The organism is Candidatus Tenderia electrophaga, assembly GCA_001447805.1.
GTDB classification, from domain to species: domain Bacteria; phylum Pseudomonadota; class Gammaproteobacteria; order Tenderiales; family Tenderiaceae; genus Tenderia; species Tenderia electrophaga.
In genome coordinates this window covers 2,457,518-2,469,810 of the sequence record CP013099.1, presented here as the reverse complement: position 1 = coordinate 2,469,810, position 12,293 = coordinate 2,457,518, and the positions used below count along the sequence as shown (strand labels likewise).

At 56.9% G+C, this 12,293-nt stretch carries 17 protein-coding genes; 13 read left to right on the top strand and 4 right to left on the bottom strand.

Going from position 1 to position 12,293, the window contains the following annotated elements:
* Positions 1-12 precede the first annotated feature (12 nt).
* From Tel_11350 to Tel_11340, 3 genes are all read right to left on the bottom strand, one after another.
* Positions 13-690, bottom strand: a complete 678-nt coding sequence (locus tag Tel_11350; protein ID ALP53684.1) for a hypothetical protein — start codon at positions 688-690, stop codon at positions 13-15.
* Entirely contained in the window at positions 687-1,007 is a 321-nt protein-coding gene (locus tag Tel_11345; GenBank protein ID ALP53683.1) for a hypothetical protein, read from the bottom strand. Before Tel_11345 ends, Tel_11350 begins: the two co-directional genes overlap by 4 nt.
* A gap of 446 nt (positions 1,008-1,453) precedes the next feature.
* Complete coding sequence (locus Tel_11340) at positions 1,454-2,191, bottom strand: hypothetical protein (GenBank protein ID ALP53682.1); 738 nt, start codon at positions 2,189-2,191, stop codon at positions 1,454-1,456.
* A gap of 107 nt (positions 2,192-2,298) precedes the next feature.
* On the opposite strand from Tel_11340, the gene Tel_11335 reads away from it, so the two are divergent.
* The 6 genes from Tel_11335 to Tel_11310 all read left to right on the top strand — a co-directional run bounded on the left by Tel_11335 (position 2,299) and on the right by Tel_11310 (position 5,773).
* Positions 2,299-2,685, top strand: coding sequence for an ArsR family transcriptional regulator (locus Tel_11335; protein ALP53681.1), 387 nt, complete (start codon positions 2,299-2,301; stop codon positions 2,683-2,685).
* Between the two features lie 74 nt (positions 2,686-2,759).
* Entirely contained in the window at positions 2,760-3,119 is a 360-nt protein-coding gene (locus Tel_11330; GenBank protein ID ALP53680.1) for a transporter, read from the top strand.
* A gap of 3 nt (positions 3,120-3,122) precedes the next feature.
* Entirely contained in the window at positions 3,123-3,476 is a 354-nt protein-coding gene (locus tag Tel_11325) for a transporter (GenBank protein ID ALP53679.1), read from the top strand.
* On the top strand, positions 3,473-4,618 hold the full coding sequence (locus Tel_11320; GenBank protein ID ALP53678.1) for a tetrahydromethanopterin S-methyltransferase subunit A: 1,146 nt from the start codon (positions 3,473-3,475) through the stop codon (positions 4,616-4,618). Before Tel_11325 ends, Tel_11320 begins: the two co-directional genes overlap by 4 nt.
* Positions 4,619-4,658: 40 nt before the next feature.
* The gene (locus tag Tel_11315) at positions 4,659-5,036 is read left to right on the top strand and encodes a hypothetical protein (protein ID ALP53677.1); all 378 of its coding nucleotides are present in this window, start codon (positions 4,659-4,661) and stop codon (positions 5,034-5,036) included.
* Positions 5,037-5,302: 266 nt separating this feature from the next.
* Positions 5,303-5,773: a hypothetical protein gene (locus Tel_11310; protein ID ALP53676.1), complete on the top strand. Its 471-nt coding sequence runs from the start codon at positions 5,303-5,305 to the stop codon at positions 5,771-5,773.
* Between the two features lie 21 nt (positions 5,774-5,794).
* Here the strand turns inward: Tel_11310 and Tel_11305 are convergent, their stop codons facing one another.
* On the bottom strand, positions 5,795-6,082 hold the full coding sequence (locus Tel_11305) for a hypothetical protein (protein ID ALP53675.1): 288 nt from the start codon (positions 6,080-6,082) through the stop codon (positions 5,795-5,797).
* A 12-nt stretch (positions 6,083-6,094) separates the two neighbouring features.
* Between Tel_11305 and Tel_11300 the strand changes: the two genes are divergently transcribed.
* The 7 genes from Tel_11300 (at position 6,095) to Tel_11270 (ending at position 12,282) form a co-directional block, all read left to right on the top strand.
* Positions 6,095-6,499 (top strand): ArsR family transcriptional regulator, encoded by a 405-nt coding sequence (locus Tel_11300; protein ALP53674.1) that lies wholly within the window; start codon positions 6,095-6,097, stop codon positions 6,497-6,499.
* Positions 6,499-8,412, top strand: coding sequence for an ATPase (locus Tel_11295; GenBank protein ID ALP53673.1), 1,914 nt, complete (start codon positions 6,499-6,501; stop codon positions 8,410-8,412). Before Tel_11300 ends, Tel_11295 begins: the two co-directional genes overlap by 1 nt.
* 75 nt (positions 8,413-8,487) lie before the next feature.
* Positions 8,488-9,117: a hypothetical protein gene (locus Tel_11290; protein ID ALP53672.1), complete on the top strand. Its 630-nt coding sequence runs from the start codon at positions 8,488-8,490 to the stop codon at positions 9,115-9,117.
* Between the two features lie 10 nt (positions 9,118-9,127).
* Positions 9,128-9,523 (top strand): ABC transporter ATP-binding protein, encoded by a 396-nt coding sequence (locus tag Tel_11285; GenBank protein ID ALP53671.1) that lies wholly within the window; start codon positions 9,128-9,130, stop codon positions 9,521-9,523.
* 15 nt (positions 9,524-9,538) lie between these two features.
* Positions 9,539-9,847 carry a hypothetical protein gene (locus Tel_11280; protein ID ALP53670.1) on the top strand — a complete coding sequence of 103 codons (309 nt, stop codon included), beginning with the start codon at positions 9,539-9,541 and terminating at the stop codon, positions 9,845-9,847.
* A 158-nt stretch (positions 9,848-10,005) separates the two neighbouring features.
* Positions 10,006-11,145, top strand: coding sequence for a hypothetical protein (locus Tel_11275; GenBank protein ID ALP53669.1), 1,140 nt, complete (start codon positions 10,006-10,008; stop codon positions 11,143-11,145).
* 36 nt (positions 11,146-11,181) lie between these two features.
* A complete protein-coding gene (locus Tel_11270; GenBank protein ALP53668.1) occupies positions 11,182-12,282 on the top strand; it encodes a hypothetical protein in 1,101 nt (366 codons plus the stop codon).
* Positions 12,283-12,293: the final 11 nt, after the last annotated feature.

Sequence of the window (12,293 nt, the reverse complement as noted above, 5' to 3'; positions counted from 1 at the left end):
GCCACAGGACACTCATCGGCGTCCTCGTTTTGAACTGTTGGCGTTGGACACCTTGCTATCCATGCAGTGGCTGCACACCGTTCGCGGCCGACCCATGGCGTGTGCGTCGAATGCGTTACCGCAGCGATAACACCGGTAGCGGTGATAAAGTCTGCATCCCGGACAGGCGATATCGTGCTTTTCATCTGCAGGAGCCAGAAAGGCGTTGCCGCAATATTGGCAGTGCCGTTGTTGCCACAAGTCCATCGCCATCAGGCTCAGCACGAATACCGCCCGGGTCAGATCAAGCTGTGGTTTGTCAACGATACACTGGTACACCGCATATACATCCAGAACGATTCTGGCCTCGCTGCGATTCTTTCTTGCGATTCGGTTGTGCAACTGCCAGACAAGGGTTGCATGCAACATGCGTAAATCATTTTCGAGGTACCAGGCATCGGTAAAAGGCATCTGGCCCCGTGGCGACGGATGTCCCTGCAGCATGATGTATATGCGTTTAACCAGCTTCTTCGGCAGGTCCGTGAGCTGGCAGACCAGTGTTGCACGGGCGCCGGCCTGAATCAGGCGTACCGCGTCATGAATCCTGGTTGCATCGGCACAGGGTTTGATCTCGCAACGGGCGCAATCTTTATCGGAACCGCAAGGCGGTGTGCACAAAACAAAGGGGGTGACGTAATTCATGGATTTCATGACACGTCACCTCCAGGTTTTGATGATGTGATCAGAAAAACATGTTCAACGATGGCGTCAATCTCACCGGGTTGGCCGCTACGAATCGCATTCAGAATCCGCTCCCACCACCAGGCTTCCTGACGTGGCACAAGCAGCGGCGGCTTGATTCGAGTGATATGGGTCAGTTCTTCAGGTGTCGTTTGAGTCAGTATATGAGCCATTTCGACGGATATACCCTGTAACGTGGCGACGACCTCGGGATCTTGCCTGGCGAGGTCACGCGTACGTAACAGGTACTGCAGATTGATGTCAGAGAAGTCAAAATCGAGTTTCATAGTTTCATGCCCCCTAATGGTACGTTGATGGGAAAGTCCCATCTAAATGAGTCGCCCTTGTTGTCATGGGCTTCAGGGGTGGGAAGATTGCTGGGGGCACTACAATGTCCGCGTTCAGAAAATGTGATGCATTTCCTATAAAATACCCATCAAGTATTGAGAAGAAGGTTGGCAACATAAAGTGAAATAGACGCTCATCAGTGTTGTTATCGTGTCGTCTATGTTAGCTGCATGAAATCGGGAAAAAACGGTTAGTAACGCGCCCTGGAAGGGCACTTATCGGGCTACTATTCTTGATTTTGTGATGGGAAGGCTGCTGCCCAAGACAATCCATATCCTGATGGAAGGGGCACCTGAAAATATCTCCATTGAGGCAGTGATCAATGTCGTGAAGCATGTGAAAGGCGAATCAAATGTTAATCATGTTGATTAACGGCAGTGCCCCATTACAAATGTTCCACCAACCAATCAGGCGTGAACTGAATAAAGAACGTATTGAGCGAAGCAAGCTGACCGCTTACCAACAGCAGGCCAATCGCCACCAAAAAGCCACCGCTCACTTTTTGCACGATATGGGCGTGCCGATTGAGGCGGCGCAACTGCCCGGTGGCACGTGAAAATAGCAGCGCTGTTATCAGGAAGGGCAGTGCCAGGCCCGAGGCGTAGATCAGCGTATAGAGCACCCCTTGTGAGGGTTGACTAGCGGCCATGGTCATCACTGTGCCCAGCAGTGGCCCTATACAGGGTGTCCAGCCTGCACCGAAGGCCATACCGATCAATCCCGAGCGGGTGTAGCCTGGTGCCATGTTATGCCCGGCCTGTAGTTGTTTGGTCATATTTAAAAACGGGATGTTGATCCATCCCAGGGTATGAACACCGAAGATGATCACCAACACACCTCCAGCCTGGGCGATGAGATCGTTATAGTGGTACAGCGCGTTACCGAGCAGTGTCGCCGGCAGGCCGAACAGCAGTACGAATATCAAGGTGAATCCACCAACAAAAAACAGGGCATGGCTGAATACATGCCAGCGGCCAACGCGCTCCTCCTCATTCTGCTCTTCCAGTGAGCTGCCTGACAGGTAACTGAGGTAGACCGGTACTAAGGGTAGAACGCACGGTGAGAAAAACGATAATGCACCGGCGAAAAGGGCCAGGGGGATGGTGATATCGGCTGGACTCATCTGAATTCATTTCCTTTGGCTTATTGGTCTTTGGATAGCGATGTCTGTTGATATCGTAGGATGAATGATATAACATTTTCGAAAATATCGAAATGAATGGCGAATTTATGAAAAAAGTATCTCCTCTAGTCAGTCAGGACGAAGTCTGCAAAGTCCCGTGTTTTGACCAGGACAAAGTGGCTGCGGTTAAGGCTCGATTGGCCGAAGATGAGGAGCGTCTGCCGCAACTGGCGGAGTTCTACAAACTCCTGGGAAATCCTAGACGCTTGAAGATTCTGCTGGCCCTGGCGGAGGGAGAACTATGTGTTTGTGATATCGCCCATGTTTTGGGGCTGAGCGTCGCGGCTACTTCTCATCAATTGAAGTTGCTGCGCGATCAGGGTTGGCTGGGCAAACGGGATGACGGCAAGATGGTCTATTATCACCTCAAAGTGGATGACCTGTTGAAAGCACTGCAGGGTGACCTAGCGATGATGGAAAAGCGCCTCGGCTGATCTTTGTTTTGTCTAAACATTTCGATGTTTTCGATAATGACGATATGTAAGGAAAGTCCTTTTGAGAGGCGAATATGGATAGCACCGAATCAACATCTTCCACGGCTTGGCTGCTGTTGGGCTTGGCGGTCTGTCTCGAAATTGCCGGTGTATTGGGTCTGCGCTTCAGTGCGGGTTTCACCTTGTTGCTGCCCACCGTACTTGCACTGCTTGCTTTTACGCTGGCGCTCTACCTTGTCAGTCATGTGATGAAAACATTGCCAGTCAGCGTGGCTTATCCCGTATGGGCAGGCGGTGGAACGGCGGGGGTCGCTTTGTTAGGGGTTCTGGTGTTGGGCGAAGCAATCAGCGCAATAAAAATCGTGGGCGTTCTTTTGGTCATCGGTGGCGTCATTCTGGTGAATATGACCTCCGATAAGAAATCAGGGTGTTGATGTATGGGCGGCCTGATTGAAACTTCATACGCGTGGCTACTGGTTGGGTTGGCGGTCATCGCTGAAATCACCGCCGCACTCGCCTTGCGTTTCAGCAACGGCTTCACCAAGCCGTTGCCAGCGGTTTTGGCGCTCGCTGCGTTTGGATCGGCGTTTTATCTTGTCAGCCTAGCCCTAGTCAATTTACCGGTCAGCACCGTCTATCCGGTCTGGGCCGGTGGCGGCACGGCGGGTGTAGCACTGCTGGGCATACTCATGCTGAAGGAACGGGCGGGCCTTTGGAAAGGGATTGGCGTCATGTTGATCGTGCTGGGGATTGTTATGTTGAATCTCGCAGCGGGAGGGCATGGGGCATGACGGAATCACCCTCAACATTGAACCGGATCGAAGAGGAACTTCGTCAGGCCATGGCGGCAAAAAAGTGTTGGCGCTGTGGTTGCTTTCAGGACACCATCGATACGTTACAAGACTCAGCGGTTATCCAGGCCGATTTGGCTTCACTGCTGAAAGAGGCCCGCACGCTGTTCGAACCGAAGCGCTACGACTGCCTGGGCTGTGAGGTGTGTTGGCCTGCCGTGGCGCAGAATCTGGCGGCCGAACTCGATCCGGCCGTCGCCGAGGGTGGTCATTGCGCCACCGAAGCACCTGAACTGCGCGAAGGCTGGCCGCCGCTGCCTGGAGATTATCAGGTGGTGCGGATGCAGGCCCCTGTCGCTGTTTGCACCTTGAACTCCGACCATCTGGTTGCCGAGCTGGTGGCCAGCGGTGTCGAGGATCTATCGCTGGTCGGCACGCTGCACACGGAAAATCTCGGCATTGAACACCTCATCCGCAACACGCTTGCCAATCCACACATCCGTTTTCTTGTGCTTTGTGGTGAAGATACGCAAAAGGCCATCGGCCATCTGCCCGGCCAGTCACTAATCAGCCTGTTCCATCACGGTGTGAATGAGAAAATGCGTATCATCGGGGCCAACGGGAAGCGGCCACTGCTTAAAAATCTGGATGTCAAACATGTCGAGGCCTTTCGGCGGCAGGTACAGCTCGTGGAGTGTATCGGCAAAACCGACATTCCCACTGTATTGAAAAAAATCTCGGAAGCGGCGGCCAACAATCCCGGCCCCTTTGCCGGAGCGCCCGAGGATATCTTGCCCATTCCAATCGAGGCTGCAGCAGCGCCAACGAAGCTGACGCTCGATCCCGCGGGCTATTTTGTGGTTTACCCCGACCGGCGTGCCAATCAACTGATGCTGGAGCATTACACCAATCAGGGTGTGTTGGATCGGATGTTCGCCGCACAGTCCCCCGCAGCGCTTTATGTCACGGTGATCAACGAGGGGCTGATTAGCCGCCTGGATCACGCAGCCTATCTGGGCCGCGAACTGGCGCGGGCGGAACAGGCGCTGAAAAGCGGAGAAAAGTATGTGCAGGATCAAGCGCCCGGTGAGATTGAGCAGGCAAGCCTTCAAACCTGTTCATCGGGCTGCGGCTGTCGTTAAAAAGCAATAGGAAGCTGAGTTAATGAGAACAGCAGGCATAGTGGTCATCGCGGTGTTGCTCGGTGTGTTAGGCATCAAGCTATGGCCGACAGCGAGCGAAACCCAAATCGCACAGATCACGTCACCCGATGGTCCGGCCATTGTCCTGATTCGTGGTGACAATAGCCCCAGTTGCCAGGCAATTCATCGTTTGGTTGAGCAAGCCGAGCAGCGTTATCAGGGGCGCATCGAGGTGATTCAGACCGACTGGAGCCCGGATAACCCGCTGATCGAACGTTATCAGATACGCTTTCTGCCCGCTGTCGTATTCATCGACAGTCAAGGTAACGAACGGGGCAAAATTGTCGGTGAAAGCCAGGCAGTGCAGGAGCAGCTTGCACAGGCCCTGGCACAGGCCGAACAACTGTTGTTGAAGTAAGCATTGTGGATGCCTTTGCCGCCTGGTTGTCACCGTATCTGGCCAATGGCTCATTGCTGGCACTGCCGTTAGTGGTGGCCGGTGGATTGCTGACAGCTTTCAATCCTTGTTGCCTGCCCATGTACCCGGCGGTGTTCGGCTTCATGGGGTGCAGCTGCTGTCAAACAACGGCGGCTAAGGATAAAACCGGGCAAATACCGGCCGGTGTCATCCAGACGCGTATTGCGTTAGTGTTTGTCCTCGGCATGGCAGCAGCAACGGCCGTCATGGGTCTGCTCACTGCGGGCCTGGGCTGGGTGTTTGGTCGCTTTGATCCGCTATTTCAGATGCTGCTGGCGCTGGTGCCCATCTTTATGGGGCTCTCTATGCTCGGCCTGTTTCCATTGCGTCTACCCGTCTGGCATAGCCAAAGGCTACATGACATCGACGCCAATCAACTCCCGCATGCACTCACCGCCTTCGGTGCCGGTTTCCTCTTCTCGCTGGCCATTGCGCCCTGTGCCACCCCCATCTTGCTCGGCATCCTCACTCTGGTCGCCATGCAGGGTGATCTGGTTTGGGGCGGCCTGTTGATGTTCATTTACGGGCTGGGCACTGGACTGCCGCTGCTGTTAATCGGGCATGGTTACGAACGCCTACAACCGTGGCTAGCCACACCCCGCCGTCAGCGGGGCTTGCGAACGATCTCCGGGCTGTTGCTGCTGGGCGTGGGTGTGTATGTTTTATGGTCAGCCTAATGTTCAGATTTCGGTTTGGTGTCATGGCTTGTCTCCCCGGATGTCTTTTTTCATCTGTTCGAAGGTATCCCGGTCGATCTCGCCGCTGGTATAACGCTTTTTTAGAATATCCAGCGACGATTCCTGTTGTCCTTGACCGCGATCGCGCAACCAGCTGACGATGAAAACCACTCCGGCAATCACCAGAATCCAAAACAGAAGGGGAAAAAACCACATCCTGCCCATCCACCAACCGCCGTGGTCGTAATTCATCATGTCCATCATTAAGGTTCTCCTTCGACAAGGCTTGATAGAGATCAATAGTTGCATTATAGTGCAACTATGCATTCAATTACTATTCAACCCGAAAAGATTTTTCAGTCGCTGGCCGACGAGACCCGGCTGCGGATCATCCGTTTGATGGTGGCGACCGCTGAAGAGTCATGCCTGTGTGAGCTGGTGGATAGCCTGCTGGAGCCGTCATACAAACTTTCCCGTCACTTGAAGATTCTGCGTCAGGCGGGGCTGCTGTCATCTCAAAAAGAGGGGCGTTGGGTCTATCACCGGTTGGTGTTGGAACCGTCCTACCTGGAGACGCTATACGCCACTGTAAGGGCGTTGCCTGACCCGGAAGGCATCTACAACGCTGACTTAAAACGTTTCCGCGAACGCCTTTGCCTGCGCGAAGGCGGCCGTTGCCGGGTCGGTATCCAGTCTGACGAATTCAAGACAGAGGAAGCGCGCTGATGGCCTGCCCGAGTTGCACGGCAGTCGCCGAAGGCAAACCCATGCCACCACCCTGGCGCAATCCCCAGGTGGTGACTTCGGCGCTCTCCGGTCTGTTGTTGGTCATTGGTTTTTTCGGTGCCAAGCTGGGGTTGCCGCCGCTGCCCGAGACCGGCCTCTATATTTTGGCGGTAATCATCGGCGGCTGGTTTTTCGGTCGCGAGGCGATCGAGGAACTGGTTAAGGAACGGGCGATTGGCATCGAGCTGTTGATGAGCGTGGCGGCCGTGGTTGCCGGGCTCATGGGCCAGTGGGCGGAGGCCGCCATGCTAGTGTTCCTCTATTCCATCTCCGAGGCGGCCGAGGGTTACACGGAGGAGCGTACCCGTCACGCCATTCGCGCGCTGATGGATCTGGCCCCCAAAACCGCTTTGGTGGTGCGCGACGGCAAGGAGATGCGCATTCCAGTGGAAGCGCTCCGGGTCGGCGATGTGTTTATTGTCCATCCCGGTGAGGCGGTAGCAACCGACGGCGAGATCATCGACGGCCGCTCCAGTCTCAACCAGGCCCCGGTCACCGGCGAATCCGTACCGGTGGAAAAAGTGATGGGCGATACCGTGTTCGCCGCGACACTCAATGGCGAAGGCGCGCTCACCGTGCGGGTCACAAAGACCATAGCCGATAATACCCTGGCGCGCATCATCCAACTGGTGGAGGAGGCCCAGGCCAGCAAGGGTAAGAGCCAGCGCTTTATCGAGCGCTTCGGTAAACGCTACAGCCCGGCGGTGCTGGGGGTGGGCATCCTGCTCGCACTCGTTCCGGGATTGCTCGGCATGGGATGGGAAGAATGGCTCACCCGTGCCACCGTCTTCATCGTCGCCGCCGCGCCCTGCGCCCTGGTCATCTCCATTCCGATCACGCTGGTAGCGGCCATCGGCACCGCCGGGCGTAACGGCATCCTCATAAAAGGCGGAGTACACCTGGAGAATCTGGCCAAGGTCCGCGTCGTGGCTCTGGATAAGACCGGCACCCTGACTGTTGGCCGGCCCCAAGTCACAGACATTGTGCCTTTGACCGGACACAATGAAACCGGCGTGCTTTCAGTAGCGGCGGCACTGGAGCTGCGTTCCCAACACCCCCTCGCTCGTGCCATCCTCGACCGGGCCGAAAGCGAAGGACTCAGGCCACAAGCGGCGGAAGATTTTACTTCACTCACGGGTGCCGGGGCGAAGGGCAGGATCGACGATGAAACGGTCTATATTGGTAGTCCCAGGTTGTTCGCGGACTTTGATGCCGACCTCGATAGCGCTAAGGGACGGATAGAATCCTTGCAGTGTGAAGGCAAGACGGTGGTGCTGGTAGGTACGAAAACGGCCGTTCACGGCCTTGTCGCCATCGCCGACCCGTTACGGCCCGAGGCCCGCGAGGCCATCGCCGGACTCAAGCGTGCCGGTATCCACAAAGTCATCATGTTGACCGGTGACAATCCTCTGGCCGCCCAAGCCATCGCTCAACAGGCGGGTATCGACGAGGTGTTTGCCGAGCTCAAACCGGAAGACAAGACTCGTAAGGTAGAAGAACTAGACAAACAGTACGGCAGGGTGGTCATGGTTGGCGACGGTGTCAACGACGCCCCGGCGTTGGCGGCGGCCCATGTGGGTATCGCCATGGGTGCGGCCGGTACCGACGTGGCCCTGGAGACGGCAGATGTGGCGCTGATGGCCGACGATCTCTCAAGGTTGCCGTATCTCGTCCGCTTCAGCCACCGCAACTGGAGTGTGATCCGCCAGAACTTGGCACTGTCCGTGGTGGTCATCGGCACTCTGATTGTCGGCGCAGTGGCCGGGACGTTTTCGTTGCCGGTTGCAGTCATCGCCCACGAAGTGAGCGAATTCGTGGTCATCGCCAGTGGTTTGCGGATGCTGAAGGCCTAGCACGTGAATACAAGACCGACATCGGGATACTACCGCGAGGCGTGCAACCGGCTCGCGCTCTGCTACGATCCACTGATGCGCCTTCTGGGCCGGGCCGTCGGTGGAGAACATCAGGTGCGCCGAGACATGGTCGAGCAGGCGGGTCTGAGTCCGGGTGAGCGAGTGCTGGATGTGGGGTGCGGGACGGGGACGCTCGCCGTTCTGATGGCGCAAAAGGTCGGCACGTCGGGAGAGATTGTCGGGATCGATCTATCGCCCCGGATGATCGAACGAGCACGGCGCAAGGCGCTGTTGCCGCAACTGAAGTTTTATCAACAGAGCATCGAAGCCATTAACTTTCCCGATGGTTATTTCGATGCAGTGACGGCGACTTATGTGCTGCACGAGATGCCTCGCGCCGCCCGCTGCAATACCTTGCGCGAGATTCGCCGGGTGCTCAAGCCCGGCGGACGCCTGCTGGTGGTGGATATTTACCGGCCTGGTGGCAAGTTCCGCTATGCTGTGTTTCGACTGTTGATGTTGCTCGAGAATCCCACGGCCTGGGATTTTCTGGATCACGGTCTGTTAAACGAACTCGGGGAAGCCGGTTTCGAGAACTTTCGCCAGTCATTCATTGTCGATGATTTAGTCCCTGCGACGCTGGCAGTCAATCCTTTGCCGGTCCAGAAGGCTGGGGATGGCACTGACGTACAACAACATGATTAGGAGAAACACTATGGAAGAGATTAAATATGGCTTCGGCAAAACCGTCCCCATGGATTTTGAGCGCGCCATCGACGAGGTGACCGAAGCGCTCAAGGCGGAAGGCTTCGGCGTACTCACCGACATCGATGTGCAGGCGACCCTGAAGAAAAAGCTTGGTGAAGAGATGCCGCCGTATCGCATCCTCGGTGCCTGCAATCCGCCTCTGGCCCACCAGGCCATCACCAACGAACCTTCTATCGGTCTGCTACTGCCCTGTAACGTACTCGTTCGTCAGGAAGAGAACGGGACGGTGCATGTGGAGTTCATGGACCCTGCCGCGGTATTGAACCTGGTGGATAATCCAGCCGTCGCTGAATTGGCCGGTGAAGTAAAGTCCCGGCTTGAGCGGGTGATGGCGGCGCTGTAAGCCTGTTTTTTTGTGATGCGTCGAATCATTACCCACCTGCTGATTTTTTCCGTGCTTGTCACCAATGTGGCGTGGGCGATGGACGACTGTTTTTCGCCTTATGGCAGCGATGAGTCTGTGCTGGCCCAGTCGGGTGATCTGTCCGGCGATGGCCTGAACGATGGCGTTTGTGACGAGTTTTGTGCCGGTTGGCTTCATCTTGTCGCCATTGCCCCCGAAACCAAGTTAGATTATTTTCCATTCACCCGCCAGGACGTGGTGCGGACAAACCTTTCTTATCACTCCCTGGACCAAACTCCCCCCTTTCGACCTCCCCAAATCTGAATGTTTGCATGGGGGCTTTTAGGCTCCGCTTCGCTTGTTGTACTGATTTTACTAGCAAGGATTCACCGATGAGAACACGATTATTCACGCCAGCCGCGCTGCTCGGCTGTATTTTGATATTGCCTTTTGGGGCGGTAAACGCGGCCGATCAACCGACGTTGACAGCCTTGGTTCGCACTGTACTGGATGACAACCCGCGTGTTTTGGCTGCACGATCCGCACTGGACGCGGCAACGGCCCGCGAAACAGCGGCCGACCAGCCGCTCTACAACCCGGATCTTGACATTGATTATGAGGACACCGGCGATGTCACCAAGACCTTGGGGCTCAGCCAGACCATCGACTGGGCCGACAAGCGGGAAGCCCGCACTCGCGTGGCGGCGCTTGAGCGTGAGCGTGTTGTCGCCGAATTGGCGGGTGTGCGCCAGGCACTGGCAACAGAACTGCTAGATGCCCTGGCCGATTATCACACCGCGAGCGAATTGACGGCGCTGGCCGAGCAACGTCGTACCCTGATGCAGCGCTTTCTCGCCTTGAGCGAGCAGCGCCGCCAGGCAGGCGACTTGGGGCAGGTGGAGCTGGATCTGGCCAGGCTGGCCGCGACCGAGGCCAACCTGCAACGGGTTCGCTTGGTGGGACTGCAGGCGCAGGCGGAGCAGGCGCTGATGGCGGTTGCCGATGCAGGATCAGAGGGGTGGCCCGTGTTGCCTGAGATTCCATCTGCTTCGCGGCTTGATACGAAAAATATTGATGACTTGCTCGAACAGTTGCCCGCGCTGCGCGTCATCCGAACCCAATTTGCCACCGCCCGCGCGGATGTGGAGTTATCCCGCCGTGAGCGCCGGGCCGATCCCACCATTGGCGTTCGTGGCGGCCGCGATGCATCGGACAACCTGATCGGTCTGACCCTCTCTATCCCGCTGTTCGTGCGCAACAACTTCAGCGCCGAGGTGGAGGCGGCCAGTGCTGACGCCATTCAGATCGAGCAGAGCGCCCAGGACAGTTATCGCCACAGCCGCGCCCGCTTGGTCTCGGCCGCGCAACGTTTCGAACTAAGCCGTCAGGCCTGGGACGACTGGCTGCAAACCGGGCAGACCAGTCTGGAGAGCCAGACTCAACTTTTGGAGCGCCTGTGGCAAGCGGGTGAACTCAGCACCTCTGATTACCTGGTGCAACTCAAGCAGACGCTGGATACCCGCACCGCTGCCGCCGAATTGCGCGGCAGCCTGTGGCAGGCGTGGTTTGAATGGCTCGCGGCCAGTGGCAAAACAGAATCCTGGTTGGGACTGAACGACTGATTTCATTCCCCCATACATTTTTCGGAGAAACGCATTATGAACAAATTGATTAACCGGTTCCTTATTCTCTGCCTGCTGGGCAGTGCCCCGGCCTTTGCTGAAGAAGAGCATGAGGAAGAAGAGGGCGGCATCCCGCCCATGACGGTAGAGCAACGTCAATCCATGGGGATTCTCACTCAGATAGTTGGCACGCAGTTGATGGCCGACGAGGTGATCGCCCCCGCTGAGGTGACGGTCAACCGCTATCACACGGCTGAGGTAACGCCGCGCATCACCGCCCAGATCACCCAGCGCCACGCCCGCATGGGGCAGCAGGTGAAAAAGGGTCAGAAGTTGGTCACCCTCTCCAGTGTCGAGATGGCCGAAGCCCAGGGCCAATTGTTGATGGCCGACCGGGAGTGGAGCCGGGTTCAGGAACTGGGTCGCCAGGTGGTGGCGGAAAAGCGTTATGTAGAGGCCGAAGTGGCCCGCCAGCAGGCCTATGCCAAAGTACTGGCGTTTGGCATGACCGAAGCTCAGGTGGTGGCCTTGCTGGAAGAGGGCGACGTCTCCAAGGCGACAGGGTCTTTCGACCTGCTCAGCCCGCAGGAAGGCACGGTGCTCAGCGACGACTTTGTGATCGGCCGCGTGGTGGAGCCGGGCCGGGTGCTGATGGAGGTTAGCGACGAGTCTCGCCTCTGGGTGGAGGCGCAGCTGGCGGCGGAGATGGCCGCTGGCATTGAGGTGGGCAGTCCGGCCCGTGTGAGCAGTGATGAACGCCGCTGGTTGTCCGGCAAGGTCGTGCAGATCCATCGCCTCATGGACAAGACGACCCGCACGTTGGCGGTGCGTATCGAGTTGGACTCGCGTGACGGTCGTCTGCGCCCCGGCCAGTTCGTCAAGAGCGCCATTCAGATTGTCGCCGGTAAGCCGGTGCTCGCCGTACCCAAAGAGTCGGTATTGCTAGTCCAGGGAGATTATGTGGTCTTCAAAACGGAGGGTGATGAGATCCATCCCGCGCCGGTGGAGCGCGGTGCTACACGCGGTAACTGGACCGAGATCAAGGCAGGTCTGGCGGAGGGTGATGAGATCGTGACACAGGGTGCCTATGTGCTCAAGTCACTGCTACTGAAATCACAGATCGGCGACGCGGATTAAGGAGCAGAGAC